This window comes from Duganella margarita, from assembly GCF_009857535.1.
Lineage (GTDB): Bacteria > Pseudomonadota > Gammaproteobacteria > Burkholderiales > Burkholderiaceae_D > Rugamonas > Rugamonas margarita.
The window spans coordinates 342,015-363,955 of the sequence record NZ_WWCS01000006.1; the positions used below are offsets into that span (position 1 = coordinate 342,015).

Below are 21,941 nucleotides of genomic sequence, written 5' to 3' on the forward strand. Positions count from 1 at the left end.
CTAACCGCCTAGGGGTCTGACCCCGTACGGAGTCAGACCCCGCATGGCGTTGCGGGTTAAACGGCAATTACATCGCGCGGCGGGTGCGCTTGCTGCGTTTGATCGCCTTCTTCTTGGTCGTGGCCGATGCCTTCATGACTTTTGGTCGCGGCTCATCCGGTCCGGCGATCAGCCGGCGAATCTTGATCGCATCCATATTGCGCACCGAGTTGGCGCCAGCGTTCAGCAGCACCAGGGTGTTGTTCTTGCCACCCGATTTGAAGCGCATGACCAGGCAACGGCCGGCCTCCTCGGTGTAGCCGGTCTTCGACAGGCCGACATCCCAACCCTTGGCGCCGACCAGGCGGTTGGTGTTGTGATACTCCACCTTGCGGCCTTTGATGTTGATGATGTCCTTAGTGTCGGTGGTAATCCGGCGAATGTCCGGATAGGCCGACGCCGCCGTCGCAATCTTCACCAGATCGCTGGCGGTCGACATATTATGCGGCGACAAACCGGTCGGCTCTTCGATCACGGTCTGGCTCAAACCCAGCGCCTTGATCTTGGCGCGTACCGCCATGCGGAAGGCCGGCAGGCCGCCCGGATAGGTGCGACCGAGCGATGCGGCGGCGCGGTTGTCTGACGACATCAGCGCCAATTGCAGCACATCCGCGCGCGACAGCTCGGCGCCGACCGGCACGCGCGAGGCGCTATGCTTGAGCATATCGACGTCGGCGCGGTCGATTTCGATCATTTCGTCCATGTTCGGCTTGGAATCCAGCACCACCATGGCGGTCATCAGCTTGGTCAGCGACGCGATCGGCACCTGGGCGTCGGCGTTCTTTTCCAGCAGGACTTTGCCGGTGCCGTCTTCAACGACCAGCACCGACTGCGAGCCGAGCGGTACGGCGGCAAAGGTTGCCGCAGTAAACGAACTCAGCAATACAGCAACAATTTTCTTCAGCATATAAGTATTCGGGAATAGGGAGTCTATCGGACACGTCTGGGCGACGCGGCGCGCGTACAAGGTATGGCTATACGGCAATATTCTCTAGGGATAGACAATATCATTAAAGTGGCTTCTCGTCTATTGTGTCTAAGTCCCGGATTCTTATATTTTTTTTAGGCTTTAAGACAGTTAAGCCAGCTTTAAGCAAAAAAGCCCTGAGACGGGAGGCTCAGGGCTTTTTTTTCTGACTTCCGGTCACGGCGGTGACCGGAACGGGGTGGCGCTAATTGCCGATCTTGGCGATGGACACCTCGGTGGATTTCACCAGGGCGATGACTTCGCTGCCGACCTTCAGGTCCAGGTCGTGGATCGAGCGCGAGGTAATCACCGAGGTGACGATGCCGTGCTGGGTTTCCACATCGACCTCCGAAACGACTGGGCCAAAGATGATTTCCTTGATTTTGCCCCGGAATTGATTGCGTACATTAATTTCAGAAATGGCCATCGCGCTTCCTTTGTCTGGTTGATTTACTACGCTTCCAGATTACGGGGCGGACGGCCATTTGCAAACGAATCTATCCGAATAATCTTATTTGCTGATTACTTGTTATAGATTTTGTCGAACTCGCCGCCGTCGTCAAAGTGCTTCTTCTGGGCTGCTTTCCAGCCGCCAAACACGTCGTCGATGGTGAACAGCGTGACCTGGCGGAAGTTGGCGTTGTACTTCTTGAAGGCTTTCTCCGAGCGCGGGCGCAGCGAGTGCTTGGCGATGATTTCCTGGCCTTCTTCGCTGTACAGGAAGTTAATGTAGCCGGTGGCCTGCTTGCGCAGGTTGCGCTTGTCGACCACGCGGTCCACCACCGCCACCGGCGATTCGGCCAGGATGGAGATGGAAGGGTAGACCACGTCGAACTTGTCGCCGAACTCTTCGCGCACCAGATTCACTTCGTTTTCAAAGGTGACCAGCACGTCGCCGATTTCACGCTGGGTGAAGGTGGTGGTGGCGCCACGGCCGCCGGCGTCCAGCACCGGCACGTTGTGGAAGATCTTGCCGACCAGGTCGCGTGCCTGCGCTTCGGTGCCGCCTTTCTTGATCACGGCGCCCCAGGCGGCCAGATAGGTGTAACGGCCGTTGCCCGAGGTCTTAGGATGCGGAATGATGACCTTGACGCCCGGCTTGGCCAGGTCGGCCCAGTCCTTGATCTGCTTCGGATTGCCCTTGCGCACCAAGTACACCATGGTGGAATAGAACGGCGAGGCGTTATTCGGGAATTTCTTGGCCCAGTCCGGCGCCACCGCGCCGCGCTCAACCAGGATGTCGATATCGTTGGCCTGGTTCATGGTGACGACCGAGGCTTCCAGGCCGTCCGCGACCGAGCGCGCCTGCTTGGACGAGCCGCCGTGCGACTGGTTGACGCTGACGGTTTCGCCGGTGGTTTTCTTCCAGTCGGCGCTGAAGGCCGGATTGATCTCTTTAAACAGTTCGCGCGTGACGTCGTACGCGGCGTTCAGTATCACAGTATCAGCGGCTTGCGCTTGAGGCAGGCCAAACAAGGTGGCGGAAGCGGCCAGGAATGAGGACAAGACGAAGCGGCGCGTGGTTTTTTTAGTAGTCATAATGAGCTTTCGTAATATAGAACGCCCATGGTGTAAAATTTCGCCGCGAAAAGATACGAATTTTTCGTTATATGCTTATCTTTTGACTATAAAACGCATATCGATTTTTGAAATCATTCGTGGGCAAAGGCGGGTTGAGCCTCTAGTCTGGCAGTGTCCGACGGCCTTACTCAGCTTGGTGTATAGTCGTTACCAGCACTAAAAGTAATGTTTTGTGAGCGTACATGATTCTTGAAATTCGTATTGCTGCTTCGTCAGATGCGGAGGCAGCGTGCAATGTATTGCGCCGTTCTATCAGGGAATGCTGCGAACTGGATCATAAAAACGATCCCGCCATCCTAGATGCCTGGCTAGGCAATAAAACTCCGCAAATGGTGGCGAACTGGTTCAGCTCGCCCACGAATTTTTCGCTGGTGGCTGTCAGCGAAGGCACCGTCGTCGGCGTCGCCTTGCTGACCGGAGCCGGCAAGCTGGCCTTGTGTTATCTGTTGCCGGAGGCGCGCGGCCAGGGCGCCGGCACGGCGCTGCTCAAACGCATGGAAGAGCAGGCCTGCGACTGGGGCGTCAAGGCCCTCCAGCTGCACAGTACGGCAACCGGCCAGCAGTTCTTCGCCCAGCGCGGCTATACCGACGCCGGCAAGGTGCGCTCGCCGTATGGCGTGGAAACGGTCTTCTTCTGGAAACAGCTGGATGAAGAGGCGACCTGTCCGAACGCCCCCAAGCGCAAACGCTTCTGCAACTGTAATACCGCTTGATTTCCTCCGCCAGGGCAGAGCCCGATTCAATTGGATCACTCTTGCCCTAAAAATAATTATCGGGTTAAATGCGCGTTGCTAAATACTAATTTTTAGTATTCGATATCACCACGCGACCGATAAATTATCCATGCTAGCCCTGCTCGAAAGTTTCTTCCAGGACAGCCGCTTATTGCGGCTGACTACGCCTTTGGGGCCGAACAAGCTGGTGGCCGAGTGTTTGCGCGGCAGCGAAGCGGTGGGCGAGTGCTACGTGCTGACCATGACCGCCGTGTCGTCCGATCCGGCGATCGCGCTGAAGTCGCTTGTGGGGCAACCGGTGCTGGTGGAATTGCAGACGGTGGCCGGGGCCGGCTGGCGGCCGTTTCACGGCCATGTCACCGCCGCAGAGTGTCTGGGCGCCGATGGCGCGCTGGCCCGCTACAGTCTGACCATCGGCCCATGGTATGCGTTTACCGCCATCGGCCGCGACAGCCGTGTGTTCCAGGACAAGACGGTGCTGGAGATCCTCGATGCGATTTTTGGCGGCTGGCAAGCACTGGGCACGCTGGCGCCGGCCTGGCGTTTCGACGTGCGCGACCCCGAGGCATATCCACGTCGTTCGCTGACATGCCAGTACCAGGAATCGAACCAGGCCTTCGCCGAACGGCTGATGCTGGAAGAAGGCCTGTTCTATTATTTTGAGCATCAGGGCGATGCCGGCAGCGAGACGCTGGGCAGCCACACGATGGTGATCGCCGACCACAACGGCAGCTTCCAGCCGAACGCACAGCCGACGGTACGCTTCACCCAGCCTGGCGCGGTAATGCGCGAGGACAGCATGGACCGCTGGCGCACTGAACTGCGCTGGATACCGGATGGGCTGGAAATTGCCAGCTGGGATTACCGCAGCAACAGCACGCGGCCGGTGACCGCCGCCGGCGACAGCGCGGCCGCCGGTGCGCTGCGGCTCAGCAGCCGCGACGCGCCGGGCGCCTACGCCTACACGTCGCGCGAACACGGACAGCGCCTCGTTGACCAGCAATTGCAGGCGATGGAAGCCGAGCGCGAAGTGCACGTCGGCGCCGGCACGGTGCGCACCATGGCGCCCGGCACGACATTTACCTTGCAGGGACAGGCCGTGCTGGACCAGGCCGGTGGCGACGACGCCCGCCGCTTTGCCGTGTTGCGGGTGGTGCATCTGGCGCATAACAATCTGAGCGCCAACATCCGGCAGCAGGTGGTCGGTGCGCTGGGCATCGGCGCGCTGGAGCAGGCCATCGCGGCGGATGCCGGCGACAGCCTGCATGCGGTCGGCCAGACCATCGCCGAGCGGCCGCTGTATCGCAACCGGATCGAAGCGATCCTCCTCAGCACGCCTTACCGTCGCAGCGATGTCGATGGACACGGCCGCCTGCTGCATCCCAAGCCGACCGCGAGCGGCCAGCAGACCGCGATTGTGGTCGGGCCGCCCGGCGCGGTGGTGCATACCGACCGCGATCACCGCATCAAGGTGCAATTCCACTGGCAGCGCGGTGAACAGAGCCACAGCCGTCTGAACCATCCTTCCGAAGACAGCCACAGCGGTGCGCCGGGCGATGACAGCGCCGGCACCTGGGTGCGGATCGCCACGCCGCTGGCGCCGGTAGCCGGGGCCAACTGGGGTTCGGTGGCGGTGCCGCGCGTCGGCACCGAGGTGCTGATCGACTTCATCGACGGCAATATCGACCGGCCGGTGGTCATCGGCAGTGTCTACAACGGCAAGGGGCAGGAGGATGCCCAGCATAACCAGCTGGCGCAAGGGGCGGGCGCGGCCATCGGCACGGCGCCGGCCTGGTTCCCGGGCCTGGCGGGCGCCCATGCGCACCCGGCGGCGCTGTCAGGCATCAAGTCGCAGGTGATGGCGGCCAGCCAGACCGGCAGCGGCGCCTACAGCCAGATGGTGTTCGACGACAGCCCCGGCGAGGCGCGCGTGGCGTTGCAACGGCATGCCGGTCCGCACGTCGGTACGGATGAGCTGAACATGGGCCATCTGCGCCACCAGACCGACAACCAGCGCCTGCAGACGGCCGGTTTCGGCGCAGAGCTGAAGACCGAGCATGCGGCCGCGCTGCGCGCCGGTCGCGGCATGCTGCTGTCTGCCGATGCGCGCAATGGCGGCAGCGGCGCGCAGCTTGATTCGCGCGAGGCGCAGGCGCAGATCCAGCAGAGCCATGCACTGCAAACCAGCCTGGCGGACGTGGCCAAAAAACAGAACGCGGTATTCAAACCGGCTGACGGCGCAGCGGCTGCACCGGCGGCTGATGGCGCGACCGATGAGCTGCCGGCGCTGGCAGACTTGGCGCACAGCGCCGAGGTGGTTGGCGCCGTGCAGCAAGTCGAAGCGCAGGGGGGCGGCGCAGGTCAGGTCAGCGCGTACAGCGCGGCCCAGTTGCAATTGTCGACACCGGCCGGCATCGCCGCCGTTACGCCGGCCAGCGCGATTGTCAGCGCCGGCGGCACCGGCAGCCTGACCGCTGGACAGGACATCAATTTCGCCAGCCAGGGTAACAGCCTGCATGCGGTGCGCAATGGTATCAGCCTGTTCAGCTACGGCAAGGCCACCAGCGCGGACAAGCCGAACCAGGAAACCGGCATCCGCCTGCATGCTGCCAGCGGCAAGCTGAGCGCGCAGAGCCAGAGCGACCAGACCACGCTGACCGCTGACAAGCTGATTACCGTGGCCAGCGTGACCAAGAACGTCAGCGTGCTGGGCAAGGAGCATGTAATGCTGACGGCGCAAGGCGCTTACCTGAAGCTGGAGGGCGGCAACATCATGGTCCACGGCCCGGGCAAGATGGAATTCAAGGCCAGCATGAAGGAACTCACCGGTCCGCTCGACGGCTCCTTGCCGCTGCCGAAATTGAACGAGGCCGGCAAAGTGGTCTACGACCTCAGCACCAAGGTGGTGATCGACCGGCAGTTGCAGGATTTGATGGAGGCCGTCGGCGGCGGGGCGTTGCCGTATCGTTTCCTCGATGCGCGCGGCAAGGTGGTGGCCAAGGGTGTCGTCAATGACAAAGGCACGACCGAGCGCGTGTACCATCCGGTCGCCAACGAGTTGACGGTGCAGTTTGGCGAAACCGGCGATTGGACGCAGGTGATCCACGACGACGATTCTGGCTGCGGTTGCGGCGAGGAGCATGGTGACGATCACGATCATGACCACGAACATGATCAGCCGGCCGCGCAGGCCAGCGAGCCCGCAGCCACGGCGAGCGCTGAACCGCCAGCGGACGCAGGCGCGGACGATGAGGACAGCGCCAGTTCACTGCCGAGCTTTGATCCGGCGTTTGCGCTGCAACTGCTCGATCACCTGGTATTCAACCAGGCCGACGTACTAAAAGCAATTGAGGATGGAGAGGAATAGGATGGGCATGCGAAGTAAATTCGGGGCGGTAGCGCTGATGATGGCATTGGCCGGTACGGCGGTGGCCGCCACGATCAACCCGGTGCCGGCGGCCACCCAGCTCAAGCTGGCAGAAGGCTATACCGACGTCAAGACCGGCGACATGACGCTGCGCATCGTCAAGGCGCATGTCGGCAGTCCGGACGCCAGCGCGTTCGACACCTTCACCGTCTATGTGCTGCCGCGCAAAGCGGGCGAGTCCTGGCTGCAGGCTACCGTGCCGGGCCAGAAGGGCCTCGGCTACAACCTGCGCACTTATGAAACGGCCGACGCCAACGTGCAGTCGATCGCTTTCTACCAGCAGGGCGGACAGCTGTATGCGGTGCAGGCGGCCCGGCCCAGCGGCGGCGCTGAGGTCAACCTGGCCAAGGCCCATGTCGACATCAAGGTCTTCAAGTTTAATCGCGACTGGGATGTGCCGAAGTTCGACAATGAAGGCGCCATGACCACCAAAGGCAGCTACCACGATGCGGCCGACGCCTTGCCCGGCGAATTTTTCACCCACTGATCGCGGACTGAGCCATGTTTGTACGCGCAACTTATTACCGTGAAAAAAAGACTGTCCATTATTTTGATGAGAATGGCGAGGAGACGCTGTACATCGGCGGTTCGTTTGCCTGGCGCATGCATAATCCGGGCAATCTGGCCAAGCCGGGCAAGCGCGTCATCACCACCTCGATCGGGCTGGCGCAGCGCACCTCGGACAAGCACAGCATCTTCCTGATCTTCCCGGACAAGGAGACCGGCGAGAAGGAACGCATCCGCCTGATGAAAGAGGTGTACGGCAAGGACAGCATCGCCGATATGATGGAGCGTTACGCGCCGCGCAACGAGAACGATACCGATGCCTACATCGCGTCCATCAGCAAGGCGGCCGGGGTGTCCAAGGATACCGTGCTCAACGACCTGACCGACGACCAGTTCTCGAAACTGGCGGCGGCGATGGGACGGCACGAGGGCTATATTCCCGGTACCATCGTCAAGCTGGGCAAGCCAGCGGACGTGGCGCTGAAGGACAAACTGCAAAAGCCGCTGGCCGACCAGCAGGTGAAGGCCAAAAGCGGCGACAGGGAAGTGCCGCTGCGTACCGACCACGCCGGCAACTTGCCGGTGATGTATCCGGACCTGTTCGGCAACGTGTCGCTGTACTATGACACCGGCTTCCGCCAGCTGGAAAAGATCGGCGACGTGCTGGCCGAACATGCAAACTCCGCGATGACATTTGTGGCGCCGTATTTCACGTTGAAGACGGCGCCGCGCGTTCACGAATCGGGCAAGCCGGCGCCGGCGCCGGAAGTGCACATCGTTAAGGCCAATGAGACGCTGGCTGGCATTGCGGCCAAACATGGCGTCAGTGTGGAGGCGATGGTCAAGGCGAACAACCTGAAAAACCCGGACAAGATTTTTGAGCGTCAGCATTTGCGAGTGCCGGGCAAGGGTGCTGCTGCATCCACGCCAGCGCCGGCACCAAAGCCAGCAGCAGCCCCGGCGCCCAAGCCCGCACCAGCGCCAGCTCACGCACCGGCACCAGCGCCAAAGCCAGCACCGACGCCTGCGCCCGCACCTAAGCCCGCACCGGCGCCCGCTCCCCGGCCGGCTCCAGCCCCGGCCGTGGCGGTCGATCACCAGCATACCGACAAGGAGCACCCGGTAACGGTGGTCAGCTCGCCGACGCTGGAATTGAGTGGCCGCCAGTGGTGCGCCCGTTTTCCCGGCAGCAGTTCGCTCAATACGCTCAACGCCGCTTTCAAACCCAAAGCCGAAAAGTTTATCACCGCGATGCGCGCGGCCGGCATTACCGTCAAGCTCAATGCGACCTTGCGGCCTATCGAACGTTCCTACCTGATGTATTACGCGTTCCGCATTTGCAAGGGCGATGATGTCACCAAGATTCCGCCGCAGGATGGCGTCAATATCGACTGGGCGCATCGCGACGCCAAAGGCAAGCCCGATGTCGCCGCCGCCAAGGCTGCCGCGCGGGCGATGTGCGCGGGATATGGCGTGCGTCCGGATTCGGCGCGGCAGAAAGTTGGCCGTCCGGGACGCTCACGGCACAACTTTGGCGGCGCGGTCGACATGAACCTGTCTGGCTACGCGCACAAGACCATGAAAGACGCCAAAGGCGATGACGTTAAAATCGACGGCTTTTCTTCCCTGGTCGCCATTGGCAAGACCTATGGCGTCCTTTACTATCCCGCAGAAAATATGCACTGGTCCGATACCGGTCACTGATGAAGAAACTTATGTCTACTAAAAAAGCACTACCTCTGCTTCTCCTGTCCTTCCTGTTCGGCTGCGGCCAGGCCGATAGCGCGCCGGTGGTCGGATTGTGGGAGAACCATGCCGTCGTTAATACGCAGATGAAGGTGCTGGCGCGGCCTAACTACGTGTTTACCGACCGCCAGTTGACCGAGCCGACGGTGTTCACCGGCCTGCAGAACGATAGCGCCGAGATGGTGGTGGTGTGCTGCGTGAAGGTCAGCAAGCTGACCGCCGTGGATCTGAAGGCCGTCCTGCAAAAATATGCTGCTGATACTGACTTCACCCAACACATGAAGAGTATCAAGGGCCTGCCGTACGTGTATGAAGCCGAACCGGTCGATAGCAAGCAGTGGACCAGTCTGATGCAGACTGTAATGGGCATTGCAGCGAACAAGAACGATCCGTCGCCGTATTCGGTGCCGGTGATTGGCGCCGCATTCGAGAAAAAGGAAACGCTGCCGCTGGCGTTCCAGGTCGGCGGCCAGAAAGCGCGCCTGACCTCGAAAAAGACGGCCGACGGCAATGCGATCAGCTACCAGTTCACGCTGGACGGCAAAGTCACCACGTTCTCCGAGCCGGCCGAGCCGCACGACTGATCCCGGTCTAGTAGCACACCGCCAGTTGCGCCTGCTGCTCCAGCGCCCGGGCGGCGCCGACTTCCACGCCGCCGGCGAACAGCTTCAGTTCTCCCGCATCGAAACGCGTCCAGTGTTCGTTGGAGGTCAGCGGCTGCGTGGCGATCACGGCGATGCGGTCGTCGAGGTGGTTGTGGCGGCGGAAATCGATGCTGAGGTCGCAATCTATCAGGTGCGCCACCGAGAACGGGTACTCGCGCACCACCACGTGCAGGTCGGTGCTGCAATGGGCAAACACCAGATCGCCATTCGACAGGATGAAGTTGAACGTGCCGTAGTCGGCGATTTCGCCGGCCAGCGTTTCCAGCGCCGCGTACAGCTGGTGCCGTTCGGGCTGGGTATCGAAGCGCAGCGCCAGGCCGGACAGCAGGTGGCAGAAGGCGCGTTCGCTGTCGGTGTCGCCCCACGGTGCATACAGGCTGGGATTCGGATCGAACAGTTTCAAATCGCCGTTGTGGGCGAACGACCAGGTCTGGCCCCACAGTTCGCGCGTGAACGGGTGGCTGTTTTCCAGCGACACGCGACCCTGCGTGGCCTTGCGGATGTGCGCCACCACGCTGCGCGCCTTGATCGGGCTGCGCTTGAACTGCGCCGCCAGCGGCGAGTGGATCGACGGCAGGTAATCAGTGTACAAACGGCAGCCGGTCGGCGTGTGCAGGGCGATGCCCCAGCCGTCCTTGTGTTCGCCGGTACGGCCGCCGCGCTCGGAAAAGCCGGCAAAGGAGAAATCTACCGCAGCCGGTTTATGGCTGCTCATCGCGAGGAGTTGGCACATGGTGGACGACCTGGTTAAACGATGACCTCACGATAGCGGTCGCGTGGCCCGGGCGGAACGAATGTTTTGGCATATCCATAGGCGAAAGCATTCGTTCTGCTTTCCTGCGCGCAGGCATACGCTGTCGACATTCTCAGTACCCGTAGAGGCGTTCCATGTCATTCCCCATCCTGCAAAAGTACCTGGCGCGTCTATCCGACGCCACCGGCGCTGCTTCCAGCATCTGGCTCGATCACGAGGGCAAGGCGCAAGGGCGATTTTTCAATTGCACCATGAGCAGCGCGTTCCAGCCGATCCGCCAGCTGGACGGCGGCGCGGCGCAGGCCTACGAAGGCCTGGCGCGCAGCGTATCGGCGCAGGACCAGGGATTGTCATTATGGAAGCTGCTCGACCACGCCGCCAGCGATGACGAGTCAATCGAACTCGACCGGCTGTGCCGCATGCTGCACGCGATTAATTTCTTCCGCCAGGCCGGCGAATCGTCTGCTGACCTGTACCTGAACGTGCACGACCGGCTGCTGAGCGCGGTCAGCAGCAATCACGGCCATGCTTTCCGCCGCATTCTCGATGCGCTGGAATTGCCGCTGGGCCGGGTGGTGCTGCAATTGCCAGCGGCGACGCCGCAGCAGTGCTGGCTGTTGAATTATGTGTCGGACAACTATCGCCGCAACGGTTTTCGTTTTGCGGTCAATGTGAACAGCGCCCGCGACGGGCTGGGCGTGCTGGATCGCCTGCGGCCGGACGTGTTCAAGCTCGAGGCGCGCGAACTGCAGGGTCAGAAGGGATTGCTGGAGCTGTTGCAGCGCAGTGCTGCGTCCAATGTGGCGGTGGTGTTCAAACGGGTAGAGACGGAGCAGCACCTGACGGCGTTGCGCGAACTCGGCGCGGCCGCAGGTGTGTCATTGCTGGTGCAAGGCTACTTGCTGGATGAGCCGCGCTCGGTGTTACTTGGGGAACCGGCGCGGCGCGCAGCATGAACTGCATTGATTAGTTCAGTACCCATTTGTATTGCACCTGGGCCCAGACTGGCTCGGCGCCGTTGCTGGCTGGCTTGAATTTGCAAGCGGTGCTGGCGCGCAGCGACGCTTTGTCCAGGGCGACGTGGCCGCTCGACGAAATCACTTTGCTGTCTTTGACATTGCCGTTGGCGTCCACCAGCACGGCCAGTTTGACGTTGCCTTGCAGTTCGTCGTCTTGCCACGAGTTGCGGTAGGCTGGTGCGTCGCATTCTGCATCGGCCAGGCGTGGAGCGGTGGTGGCGGCGCTAGCCTGGTTCGAGAAGGTCGACAGGGCGATCAGGGACAGGGCGGCGATAGAACGGATGATCATGGTAGGCTCCAGTAGTTAGTTCAACGGGAAAACTTAATTCGATGAGTGAACTATACTGCGACGCACCATATATGAATACTTTATTGTTGGAATGCCTGCCATTAGAAAGGCGTATAACTCCCAGGTAAAATCTATTCCCGATACACAATATTTGTATCACTCCCGCAGCTGTATCATTTCTTAAGCGTAAGTTAGGAGCATTTGTGTTTCCCTCTGCATAGGCTATAGTAACAACATTGCTTTTCACGGATAGACTATGGCATCGCGCAGAGCTTTCATACAGCAGGGGTTGGGGCTGACCGCTGCGAGTTTTTTATCTGTGCCCCTGATCGGCTGTGCCACCAGCACGCCGGTGCGGCATAGCAGCACGACGGCTTCCTCCAAGCCGGTCGTCAAACCGTCTTCTCCCGTTCAGGCGCAGGCGCAAAGCATGCCGCGCGCCGCCGACCAGCTGGCCCCGTCCGGCGCCGGCATGAACGGCATGGAGCCGCCACCCGATATTTTCGACGCCCAGGCGCTGGACCTGGAATTCTGGCTGCGGCCGCGCACCATCGAGGTGGTGCGTCCGGCCAGCAAGGAGCGCGCCAAGCTGCTGTACTGGAAGGACGGCGAGATCATCGAATCGGCCTACCAGGACTTGTGCCATTTGCTGCGCGACGTCAACGGCGGCAACGAAACCCGCACCATCGATCCCAAACTGTTTGAAACGCTGTGGGGCACGCAAGCCTTCGTGCAGCGTTACGGTATCGATGCGCCGCTGGAGATCCTGTCCGGCTACCGCACGCCGGCCTCCAACCAGAAGCTGCGCGAAGCCGGTGTGCCGGCCGCGCGCCAGTCGCTGCACATGGTCGGCCGCGCCGCCGACATCCGCATCGCCACCCTCAATGCCGAGGTGCTGGGTGGGCTGGTGAAGAGCTTCCGCCAGGGCGGGGTCGGCTTCTATTACCGTGCCGGTCCGCGCGGCGGCTGGATCCACGCCGACACCGGCCTTCAGCGCACTTGGAAGGGTTGAGCGCGATCGGCTACACTGGCGTCTTGGCAACGCAACAGGATGAGCATGCAAGACAACAATGAGCCGCCGCGCTTCCGCCCGGTGACGTGGAGCGGGCTGGAAACGCCGGCCGACGTGGAACTGTGGATCGAAGAGCATAACCAGGCCTTGCAGCAGCATATCGGCAAGAACGAGACCGGCTACGGCGTTTGCTTCACGCTGGCCGAGGGTGGCGAAATCTATCTGCAAACCACGCAGGACGGCCATCTGGTGCTGGACGTGACCGACGAAGCGTCCTGGGTCGCGCCGCTGATCATGGCGGCAGCGCGCGTTTCCGAAGCGCCGGCCGGTTCGCTGTGGGTGCTGCCGGACGATAAGCTGGTGCAGTTGATGATAGGCTTGAGCGGTTTGATTGCCAGTTCTATCCTGGTCGTGGGCCATAACTTTGGCCTGCGTCGTCGCATGGGCGCCTGGTAGGCGTCCGCCCTGAAAGGAATTCCATGTTTAAACGTGAATTTATGCTGGCGCTGCTTGCGCTGAGCCTCGCCGTGCCGGCCTCGGCGGCCGATCTGCTGGCGACCGTCAAGGCGCGCGGCACGCTCAAGGTCGCCACCGAGGGCACGTACCCGCCGTTTAACTACCGCGAGAAGAATGGCGAACTGGCCGGCTACGATGTCGATGTCGCCCGTATGGTCGCCAGCAAGCTGGGCCTGAAAGTGGAATTTGTCACCAGCGAGTGGGCCAGCATCCTGGCCGGGCTGGCGGCCGGCAAGTATGACGTCATCGTCGCCCAGGTCGGCATCAATCCCAAGCGCGAGCAGGCGTTCGACTTTTCCGCCCCCTATATCTACTCGATGCCGCAGCTGATCGTCCGCAACAACGAGACGGCCGGCTACAAGTCGCTGGCCGACCTCAAGGGCAAGAAGCTGGGCGTGGGACAGGGCAGCGTCTACGAGCAGCAGGCCAAGGCCGCGGCCGGCATCGAAGTGCGCAGCTATGCGGCCGCGCCGGACACCATGGCAGACCTGGCGGCCGGGCGCATCGACGCCGCGCTCAACGATAGTCTGATGTCGGCGTATTTATTGAAGATCTCCAAACTGCCGATCAAGGCCGGCGCGCAGGTCGGCGCGGTCGAGCGCATGGGCATTCCGTTCAAGAAGGGCAATCCCGAATTCAAGCAGGCGCTGAACAAGGCGTTGGCGGACGCGGCGGCAGACGGTAGCCTCAAGGCCATCTCGCTGAAGTGGTTCGGCGTCGACGTCAGCAAGGCGCCGTAAGCGATGGACTTGCTGGACCTGCTGCGCGACGCCGCGCCGGTAATGTTGCGCGGCGCCGGCTATACGGTGCTGTTCGCGCTGGCGGCGATGGCGGGCGGGCTGCTGATCGGCTTCCCGGTGGCGGTGTTGCGTATGCTGCCGTACCGCGTGCTGGCGTGGCCGGCCGGCGTGTACGTCAGCCTGATGCGCGGCACGCCGCTGCTCGTGCAGATGTTCGTCATTTACTATGGCCTGCCCAGCGTGGGGATTGAATTCACGCCGGTCACGGCCGGCATCCTGGCGCTGAGTCTGAATTCGGGCGCCTTTCTGTCCGAGAGCCTGCGCGGCGCCATTGCTTCGATCAGTCCGGGCCAGTGGGCGGCCAGCTACAGCCTGGGCCTGGGCTACTGGCGCACGCTGTACTACGTGGTGCTGCCGCAGGCGCTGCGGGTGGCGGTGCCAGCCATGAGCAATACCCTGATCAGCCTGATCAAGGACACCTCGCTGGTGTCGGTCATCACGCTAACCGAGCTGATGCTGTCGACCAAGGAAGTCATCGCCACCACCTTTCAGCCGCTGCCGCTGTACCTGACGGCGGCAGCCATCTACTGGATGCTCAGTTTGCTGTTCGAGGCGCTGCAACGGCGCGCGGAACAACGCTTGAACCGCGCGCACCGCAGCCGGTAAGCGGTACGCTCGACATCCCCGTTGCGAGATGTTAGTCTTAAAACATCAACCAAGGGGGTGTATGGATAGGACTATGCACGCTGAGATCGCGGGCCTGCCGGTGTTGCCGGGGCAGGCTGCGATCAAGCCTTATGCGATCAATGCCAACGCGGATGCGGCTGCTGCCGATGCCGTCGAGCCATCGTGGTTCAACGACATCTACCTGCTGGCGCCGGTCGGCTATTTCGTGTTGTCGTTCGATACCACCATCTTGCAGATGAATGTGGTCGGCGCCGATCAACTGGGCATTCCCCGCACCAACCCGGACCGCGCCACGCTGCGCCAGTTTGTGGCGCCGCGCTTCCACGATGACTTCGACCGCTTTGTGCGGCGCGCCCTCAACAGCGCCCAGCCCGAACAATGCAATCTGCAGATGCTGCGCGGCCGCGACAAGCAGGGTTTCCCGGTATCGCTGCGCGCCAGCGCCGACAGCAGCGGCCAGGCGTTGCGGGTGGTGCTGGAACCGGCCGAAGGCCGGCTGCCGGCGCTGGAGCATAGCGAGGAACGCTTCCGCCGCATCGTCCACCACGCCGAGGAAGGCATTTGGGAAATCGATGCCGCCGCCCGCACCAGCTTTGTCAATCCCAAGTTGGCGCAGATGCTGGGCTACAGCATCGAGGAGATGCTGGAACAGCCGCTGGTGGCTTTTATGGACGAGGAGGGGCGGATTATCCTCGAACGCAATATCGCCCGCCGGCAGCAGGGCCAGGCCATCCGCCACGAGTTCAAGTTCATCCGCAAGGACGGCGCCGAGCTGTGGGCCACGCTGGTCACCAATCCGATCTTCGACGGCGAGGGCGGCTACCGGGGGGCGCTGGCGCTGGTCAGCGACATCACCGACAGCCGCGCCTCTGCCGAGCTGATCTGGCAGCAGGCCAACTTCGACACGCTGACCGCGCTGCCCAACCGCCATATGTTCCAGGACCGCCTGAACCAGGAGCTGAAGAAGGCGCGCCGCGAGGGCTTGCTGCTGGCGCTGCTGTTCATCGATCTGGACGGCTTCAAGGCGGTCAACGACACGCTCGGCCATGCGCAGGGCGACGCCTTGCTGGTGGAGGTGGCGCGCCGCATCGGCCGCTGCGTGCGCAATTCGGACACGGTGGCGCGGCTGGGCGGCGACGAATTCATCGTCATCCTGCCGGGGCTGGAACGGGTCGACGGCAGCGACCGCATCGCCCAGAGCATGCTGACGCTGCTGGGACGGCCGTTTGCGCTGGACGGCGCGCAGCCGTCGATCTCGGCCAGCATCGGCATCGCGCTATACCCGGCCGACGCCGGCGGCGCCGATGAACTGCTGCACGCCGCCGACCAGGCCATGTACGCCGCCAAGCAGAGCGGCCGCAACCGCTACAGTTACTACACGCAGGATCTGCAACTGGCGGCGCAAGCGCGCCAGCAGGCCACGCTGGATCTGCGGGCGGCGCTGGCGCAGCAGCAGTTCGAGCTGCATTACCAGCCCATCGTCAACCTGCGCGGCGGCAAGATCGAGCGCGCCGAAGCGCTGCTGCGCTGGCGCCATCCGCAGCGCGGATTGCTGGCGCCGGCCGAGTTCCTGCCGTTCGCCGAGGCCGGCGGCATGATGCTGGAGATCGGCGACTGGGTATTCCGCCAAGCCGCGCAGCAGGCGCGTCGCTGGCAGGATGAGCTGGGCAAAGGCTTCCAGGTCAGCATCAACCAGTCGTCGGCGCAATTGCGCGGCGATACCGCGGTGTATGTGGACTGGCTGCGTTACGCTGCTGAGCTGGGCCTGTCGCCGCGCAGCATCGTGCTGGAGATCACCGAGGGCGTCCTGATGGACACCAGCCGCGCCGCCGAACGGCTGCGCGACCTGCGCGAGATGGGCTTGCAGGTAGCGCTGGACAATTTCGGCACCGGCTATTCCTCGCTGTCCCACCTCAAGCATTTCGGCATCGATCTGCTCAAGCTGGACCGCAGCTTTATCCAGCACCTGGCCAACGACAGCGGCGACCTGGCGATGTGCGAGGCGCTGATCGTCATGGCGCACAAGCTTGGGCTGCGGGTGGTGGCGGAGGGCGTGGAGACGGTGGCGCAGAGCGGCCTGCTGGCCATGGCCGGCTGCGATTATGCCCAGGGGTACGCGTTTGCCGGCGCGCTGCCGGCGCCGGAACTGGCCGCACTGGCGCAGCGCGGCCTGCAGTTACTGCACTAGTGTTTCAGGAACGCAGGCGCAGCAGCGACATCACGCGTTCGCGGCTGATGCCGGCCAGCGCCGACGTGATCGACAGCAGCGACTGATAGCCGGGCTGCTTGGTGGTGGAGACGAAATTCTGCGCCACCTGGTCCATGCCGCCCTTGGTGGCGGTCGGATCGGCGGTCTGCACGCGGGCCGCCACCTGGGCCAGCGCCTGGCGCACCGACGCGATCGACTGCTCGACCTTGGACAACGACTGCACCACCTGCGCCAGCGTGGTGCGGATCGATTCGAGGTCGCTGGTTTGCCATGTATCCGGATCGACCTGCGGCGCTTCCGCATCGGCCTTGACGCGGGTCAGCTGGCCGCCGGGAAAGCGGATGCCGCCGCCCTGCATCGAGATGGTGTCGCGCACATTGGCCCATTGCGATTCCGCGGTGGAGAAGGTCAGCTGGCCATCGTCGCTGATTTCGGCGCGCACGCCGGCCGGCGCCAGCGCGTCGTTGAAGCGCTGGGCAATCTGGTCGTCGCTCAAGCCCGGTTCCAGCACCACCGAGCGCACATTCTGACCGCCGCCGATGGAGACCGCAATCACCTCGCGCGCGCCGCCGCGCAGGTTGCCCAGGTTCAGGCCGCGCACGGTGAAGCTGGTGTTGCTGCCTTTGGTGCTGAAATTGAGCTGGCTGTCGAGCGTACCGCCCGAGGCGCTGGTGCGGCTGCGCCAGCTGTTGCTGAACTGGCGCACGCGCGCTTCCAGTGCGCCGTCGGAGCGCTGGCGGGTGGCCAGCCGCGTGCTGAGGTCGGACTTCAGGCTGCGCAGCTGGGCCGCGCTCTGCTCCAGGAAGTCGAGCGCCTGCTGGGCGCCGGAGATGTCGCCTTGCAGCGGTTGGTCCCAATTGCTCAGGCCGCGCCGCAGCGGCGCCGCCGCATTATTGGTCGGCGTGACCGGCGTGGCGGTGGCCGCATTCTCGCCGTTCAGGCCCAGCGCGGTGCCGTCCACCGCGCTGGCATTGCTGCCGGCATTGGCGCCGGGGACAATCACCGGGGGAGTGGAGGCGGACGAGATCTGCATACGTGGCGGCGCTTAAAGAATTACAGGATGTTGAACAGCGACAGGCCGCTGATCTTGGCGTAGGCCTTGTACGACGCCTGCAGCGCCGTGTTGTAGCCGTTCAGCTCGACGGTGGCCTGGCCGTAGTCCAGCGAATTCAGTTCGAAAATCGCGTTCTGGTTCGACAGGCTGACGTTGGCGTGATTGCCGTTCAGCGTATCCATGATGTTTTGCGCGCCGCCGAACGTGGCGATCTTGCCGGCCACCAGCTCCAGCGTCGCGCTGGAGCTGTCCATGCTGCCGGTGATGGCGGCCTGTACTGCTGGGTCGGACGGATTGACGTTCGGTTGCGACAGCGCGTTGATGGTGACGTCCAGCTTATTGAGCAGAGATTCCAGGCCGGAGACGTCGACGTTGACGGCCTGGGTGATGCCGTTGCCGATCACCGACTGCTGCTGGTTGGTGTTGCCGCTGAACGTATAGCGCCCCAATGACGACGGGTCTGCCGGATCGTAGAGCGGGGCATTCGGATTAAAGGTGATGGCCGGGGTGTTGGTGGCGGTGCCGGAGAACACATAATTGCCCTCCTGGTCTTTTTCGTTGGCGCTGTACAGCAGGCTGTCGCGTATCGCGCTCAGCGTGGTCACCATGGACTTCAGGTCGTCGCCGGTGTTGCTGCCGTCGGCCGCCAGTACCAGCTGGTCGTGGGCCTGGGTGATGTCGTTGACCATGCTTTGCAGATAGGTCTCGTTGGACGACAGGCGGATCTTGATGGCGCCGATATTGTCCTGGTACTGGCCCAGGATGGCTTCCTCGCGCGCCAGGCGCGACAGGCGAACGGCGGTGACCGGATCGTCGGACGGCACCTGAATCTTGTTACCGCTGGACATTTGGGCGCTCAGCGAGGACAGCTGGCCCTGGTTGTATTGCAGGCTGCGCGTCATGGTGGCCTGGAATTGACTGGTGGCGATACGCATGAAGCTCTCCTTAACCGAACATTTGCAGCGTGGATTCAAACAGGGTGTTGGCCACGGCAATCACCTTCATATTGGCCTGATACATATTCTGGAATTCCACCAGGTTGATGCCTTCCTCGTCGCTGTTGACGGCGCTGGTGGATTTCCAGTCGTCTTCGGCCTGCGAGCGGACGGTGGTGGCGGTGGCCAGCAGCGCCTGGTTTTGCTGGCTCTGGATGCCCAGCTTGCCGACCAGCTGGGTGTCGGCGTCGCTCAGCACCACGTCGGTATCGCCGAGCGAGGTCAGCTGGATCTTCTGGCCCTTGACGTCGATCAGATTCTGCAGGTTGCCGCTGTCGCCGGGCGTGCCGTCGCCGGAGAACGCCAGGTCGCCACTGGTAAAACCGTCGCTGATTTTCATGATGCCGGTGGTGGCGGGCACCTCGAACATCGCGGTGCCGTTGACGTTAGGGGCGGTGTAGCCGGTTGTCTGGGCGGTGTTGATCCGATTTGCCACCTCGTCGGCCAGTTCCTTGATCGAGGACTGCAGGGGAATCAGGGTGTTTTGCTTGAAGTCGCCCAGGCCGCCCAACTGGCCGCCGACCTTGGTGTCGTCCAGCGTGAACTTGACATTCGAGTAGTTCAGCTGCAGCACCGGCGAGCCGCTTTCAGTGCTGTACGACACGGTCGAGGCGGAGTCGCTCATCACCAGCGGTTCGCCGCTCTTCAGCGAGACGTTAACGCTGCCGTTCGGGTTGTACACCACGTCCACGCCGACCTGCGCCGAGACGCTGTCGATCAGCTGTTCGCGCTTGTCCATCAGCGCCGAGGTGTTGGTGCCGGTGCCGCCGACGGCGACGATCTGCTTGTTCAGCAAGGCAATGCCGGCCAGCGATTCGTTCAGCGACGGCAGGATCGCCTGCTGCTGCTGGTTGACCGAGATCACCTGGTTGGCGGCCACATTGTAAATCGAGTTGAACTGCTGGGCCATGGAGTTGGCGGTGGTGACCACCTGCTGGCGCAGCGGGCTGGAAGTCGGATCGACGCCGGCCGCGTTGAGCGCCTTGAAGAAATTGTCGATGCCGTAACTGATGCTGGACTTGTCATCGCTCATGACTTTTTCCAGCGCCGACAGGTAAGGCTGGGTCTGGGCGTGGGCGCCCAGATCCGAATTCGCGCGCCACATCTGCTGCAACTGGTACGTGTTGCTGAACCGTAGCAGGGAACCGATCTGCACGCCATTGCCTGCCGACAGCACTCCTGGATCGGAGGCGGTGGCCTTCAGCAGCACGCCCTGGCGGGTGTAGCCGGGGGTTTGCACGTTGGCCAGATTCTGGCTGACGGTGTTCAGTGCAGCCTGGGCAGCCAGGGCGCCCGACAGTGCGTTGTAAGTAATGGTCATGGTGCGGTCTGTTCCTGGTGAAGTCCGGGGAACCGGTGGCGCGCCGCGCAACGCCGGCGCCTTCCGGTCCGATAGTAATAACGGGCGACCGGTTATTGCTGCTGATTAAGTGATTGCGGCAGCGATTTCGCTAAATTTTGCGATTCGGAAACTTTCTCGGGGAAATAATTGGTCGCGGCCGTGGCGGCGGGGGCGGCCGGCAGCAGCTGGCGCAGGATGGCGTCGGCCACGCCGAAGGCCCGCTTGCCGGCCAGCTGGTCGGCCACCAGGTTGTCGGCCATGTCCAGCATGTCCTGGTTGATGCGGTCCTTGCTCGGACTGTCGTCGGCGGCCAGCGCGCGGGTGCCGTCGCGCATCTGGTGCAGCATGTGGCCGATAAAGAAGCTTTCAAACTTGACCGCCGCCTCGGTGGCCTTGGCGCGGTAGGCCGGGTCAACGGTGTCGCCCGGCGCGGCCGCCTGCGGCGACACGGCGGTGCTGCTCAGCTGGCCGGCGACGCCGTTGGCCAGGTTGCGGTCGAGCGGAGTGTCAAAGTTCATGCGGAATCCTTAAATGACGACCAGTTCGCCTTCGATGGCGCCGGCCTGATCCAGTGCCTGCAGGATCGCCATGATGTCGTCCGGGGTGGCGCCGAGGCTGTTGACCACGTCGATAATCGATTGCAGCTTGGCGCCGGCCGGCCATTTGAACATTTGCGCCGGGCCCTGGTCGGCCGTGACCTGCGACTGCGGCGACGATACCGTGCTGCCGCCGGCCAGCGCGTTCGGCTGGCTGACCTTGGTCGATTCGGAAATCACCACCTTCAACGAACCGTGGGTGACGGCGGCGGCGCGCACGCGCAGGCCTTCGGCGATCACCACGGTGCCGGTGCGGGAATTGAACACCACTTTCGGCGCGTCTTCGCCCACTTCCACATTCATCGATTCCAGTTTGGCCATGAAGGCCACGCGCTGGGTCGGGTTGGCCGGCGCCACCACGTCGACGCTGGTGGCGTCGCTGGCCGTGGCGATGTCGCCGAAGCGCTTGTTGATCGAATTGACGATGTTGATCGCCGTTTCAAAGTGCGGATGGCGCAGCGACAGGCGGACCGACGGCTTGGTGTTGAAGTCGCTCGGAATCTCGCGTTCGATGTTGGCGCCGCTGGGAATACGGCCGGAAGTCGGCGTGTTGACGGTGATCGACGAGCCCGACTTGCCCTGGGCGCTGAAACCGCCCACCACCACATTGCCTTGCGCCAGCGCATAGGTTTCGCCGTCGGCCGCGCGCAGCGGCGTCAGCAGCAGGGCGCCGCCGCGCAGGCTTTTGGCGTCGCCCATCGAGGACACCACCACGTCGATCGACTGGCCCTTGCGGTAGCCCGGCGGGAACACCGCCGACACCATCACCGTGGCGACGTTTTTCGATTTGGCGTCTGTGCCATCCGGCACCTTGACGCCGAACTGCTTGAGCATATTGATGACGGACTGGCTGGAAAACTTGACCTGGGTCGAGTCGCCGCTGCCGTTCAGGCCGACCACCAGGCCGTAGCCGACCAGCGGATTGTCGCGCACGCCTTCGATGGCGACCAGGTTGCGCAGCGCCTGCGCGGCCATGGCTGGCAGCGGCAGGGTGGCGCCCAGCGTCAAGCTGAGAGCCAGGGACAAGGCGATAAACTTTCGGAAATTCATGGAGTCACCCGT

At 62.9% G+C, this 21,941-nt stretch carries 21 protein-coding genes; 11 read left to right on the top strand and 10 right to left on the bottom strand.

Going from position 1 to position 21,941, the window contains the following annotated elements:
• Nucleotides 1–67: 67 nt before the first annotated feature.
• From GTP55_RS12370 to GTP55_RS12380, 3 genes are all read right to left on the bottom strand, one after another.
• Entirely contained in the window at nucleotides 68–946 is an 879-nt protein-coding gene (locus GTP55_RS12370) for a serine hydrolase (protein WP_161045219.1), read from the bottom strand.
• A 265-nt stretch (nucleotides 947–1,211) separates the two neighbouring features.
• Nucleotides 1,212–1,433: a TOBE domain-containing protein gene (locus GTP55_RS12375; RefSeq protein WP_110849517.1), complete on the bottom strand. Its 222-nt coding sequence runs from the start codon at nucleotides 1,431–1,433 to the stop codon at nucleotides 1,212–1,214.
• Between the two features lie 95 nt (nucleotides 1,434–1,528).
• Nucleotides 1,529–2,545, bottom strand: a complete 1,017-nt coding sequence (locus tag GTP55_RS12380) for a sulfate ABC transporter substrate-binding protein (protein WP_110849518.1) — start codon at nucleotides 2,543–2,545, stop codon at nucleotides 1,529–1,531.
• 224 nt (nucleotides 2,546–2,769) lie between these two features.
• Between GTP55_RS12380 and GTP55_RS12385 the strand changes: the two genes are divergently transcribed.
• From GTP55_RS12385 to GTP55_RS12405, 5 genes are all read left to right on the top strand, one after another.
• Nucleotides 2,770–3,300: a GNAT family N-acetyltransferase gene (locus GTP55_RS12385; RefSeq protein ID WP_161045220.1), complete on the top strand. Its 531-nt coding sequence runs from the start codon at nucleotides 2,770–2,772 to the stop codon at nucleotides 3,298–3,300.
• Nucleotides 3,301–3,430: 130 nt separating this feature from the next.
• Nucleotides 3,431–6,688, top strand: a complete 3,258-nt coding sequence (locus tag GTP55_RS12390) for a type VI secretion system Vgr family protein (RefSeq protein WP_161045221.1) — start codon at nucleotides 3,431–3,433, stop codon at nucleotides 6,686–6,688.
• Between the two features lie 7 nt (nucleotides 6,689–6,695).
• A complete protein-coding gene (locus GTP55_RS12395; RefSeq protein WP_161045222.1) occupies nucleotides 6,696–7,235 on the top strand; it encodes a hypothetical protein in 540 nt (179 codons plus the stop codon).
• 14 nt (nucleotides 7,236–7,249) lie between these two features.
• A complete protein-coding gene (locus GTP55_RS12400; protein WP_161045223.1) occupies nucleotides 7,250–8,959 on the top strand; it encodes a LysM peptidoglycan-binding domain-containing protein in 1,710 nt (569 codons plus the stop codon).
• An 11-nt stretch (nucleotides 8,960–8,970) separates the two neighbouring features.
• Nucleotides 8,971–9,585, top strand: a complete 615-nt coding sequence (locus GTP55_RS12405) for a hypothetical protein (protein WP_161045224.1) — start codon at nucleotides 8,971–8,973, stop codon at nucleotides 9,583–9,585.
• A gap of 7 nt (nucleotides 9,586–9,592) precedes the next feature.
• Here GTP55_RS12405 and GTP55_RS12410 read toward each other — a convergent pair whose 3' ends face one another.
• Entirely contained in the window at nucleotides 9,593–10,399 is an 807-nt protein-coding gene (locus GTP55_RS12410) for a class II glutamine amidotransferase (RefSeq protein WP_161045225.1), read from the bottom strand.
• Between the two features lie 155 nt (nucleotides 10,400–10,554).
• On the opposite strand from GTP55_RS12410, the gene GTP55_RS12415 reads away from it, so the two are divergent.
• Nucleotides 10,555–11,376 (top strand): EAL domain-containing protein, encoded by an 822-nt coding sequence (locus tag GTP55_RS12415; RefSeq protein ID WP_161045226.1) that lies wholly within the window; start codon nucleotides 10,555–10,557, stop codon nucleotides 11,374–11,376.
• Nucleotides 11,377–11,386: 10 nt separating this feature from the next.
• On the opposite strand, the gene GTP55_RS12420 is transcribed toward GTP55_RS12415, so the two are convergent.
• Nucleotides 11,387–11,728, bottom strand: a complete 342-nt coding sequence (locus tag GTP55_RS12420; protein WP_161045227.1) for an energy transducer TonB — start codon at nucleotides 11,726–11,728, stop codon at nucleotides 11,387–11,389.
• A 319-nt stretch (nucleotides 11,729–12,047) separates the two neighbouring features.
• On the opposite strand from GTP55_RS12420, the gene GTP55_RS12425 reads away from it, so the two are divergent.
• From GTP55_RS12425 to GTP55_RS12445, 5 genes are all read left to right on the top strand, one after another.
• Entirely contained in the window at nucleotides 12,048–12,740 is a 693-nt protein-coding gene (locus GTP55_RS12425) for a YcbK family protein (RefSeq protein WP_443093220.1), read from the top strand.
• A gap of 45 nt (nucleotides 12,741–12,785) precedes the next feature.
• On the top strand, nucleotides 12,786–13,196 hold the full coding sequence (locus GTP55_RS12430) for a hypothetical protein (RefSeq protein WP_110849637.1): 411 nt from the start codon (nucleotides 12,786–12,788) through the stop codon (nucleotides 13,194–13,196).
• Between the two features lie 23 nt (nucleotides 13,197–13,219).
• Nucleotides 13,220–13,996, top strand: coding sequence for a transporter substrate-binding domain-containing protein (locus tag GTP55_RS12435; RefSeq protein ID WP_161045228.1), 777 nt, complete (start codon nucleotides 13,220–13,222; stop codon nucleotides 13,994–13,996).
• Between the two features lie 3 nt (nucleotides 13,997–13,999).
• Nucleotides 14,000–14,662 carry an amino acid ABC transporter permease gene (locus GTP55_RS12440; protein WP_161045229.1) on the top strand — a complete coding sequence of 221 codons (663 nt, stop codon included), beginning with the start codon at nucleotides 14,000–14,002 and terminating at the stop codon, nucleotides 14,660–14,662.
• A gap of 73 nt (nucleotides 14,663–14,735) precedes the next feature.
• The gene (locus tag GTP55_RS12445; protein ID WP_229257890.1) at nucleotides 14,736–16,871 is read left to right on the top strand and encodes a putative bifunctional diguanylate cyclase/phosphodiesterase; all 2,136 of its coding nucleotides are present in this window, start codon (nucleotides 14,736–14,738) and stop codon (nucleotides 16,869–16,871) included.
• 4 nt (nucleotides 16,872–16,875) lie between these two features.
• Here the strand turns inward: GTP55_RS12445 and GTP55_RS12450 are convergent, their stop codons facing one another.
• The 5 genes from GTP55_RS12450 to GTP55_RS12470 all read right to left on the bottom strand — a co-directional run bounded on the left by GTP55_RS12450 (nucleotide 16,876) and on the right by GTP55_RS12470 (nucleotide 21,929).
• Nucleotides 16,876–17,925 carry a hypothetical protein gene (locus tag GTP55_RS12450; RefSeq protein WP_161045231.1) on the bottom strand — a complete coding sequence of 350 codons (1,050 nt, stop codon included), beginning with the start codon at nucleotides 17,923–17,925 and terminating at the stop codon, nucleotides 16,876–16,878.
• Nucleotides 17,926–17,945: 20 nt separating this feature from the next.
• A complete protein-coding gene (gene flgL, locus GTP55_RS12455) occupies nucleotides 17,946–18,881 on the bottom strand; it encodes a flagellar hook-associated protein FlgL (protein WP_161045232.1) in 936 nt (311 codons plus the stop codon).
• 10 nt (nucleotides 18,882–18,891) lie between these two features.
• Nucleotides 18,892–20,262, bottom strand: coding sequence for a flagellar hook-associated protein FlgK (gene flgK, locus GTP55_RS12460; RefSeq protein WP_161045233.1), 1,371 nt, complete (start codon nucleotides 20,260–20,262; stop codon nucleotides 18,892–18,894).
• A 92-nt stretch (nucleotides 20,263–20,354) separates the two neighbouring features.
• On the bottom strand, nucleotides 20,355–20,801 hold the full coding sequence (locus GTP55_RS12465; RefSeq protein ID WP_161045234.1) for a hypothetical protein: 447 nt from the start codon (nucleotides 20,799–20,801) through the stop codon (nucleotides 20,355–20,357).
• Nucleotides 20,802–20,810: 9 nt separating this feature from the next.
• Complete coding sequence (locus GTP55_RS12470; RefSeq protein ID WP_161045235.1) at nucleotides 20,811–21,929, bottom strand: flagellar basal body P-ring protein FlgI; 1,119 nt, start codon at nucleotides 21,927–21,929, stop codon at nucleotides 20,811–20,813.
• Between the last annotated feature and the right edge of the window lie 12 nt (nucleotides 21,930–21,941).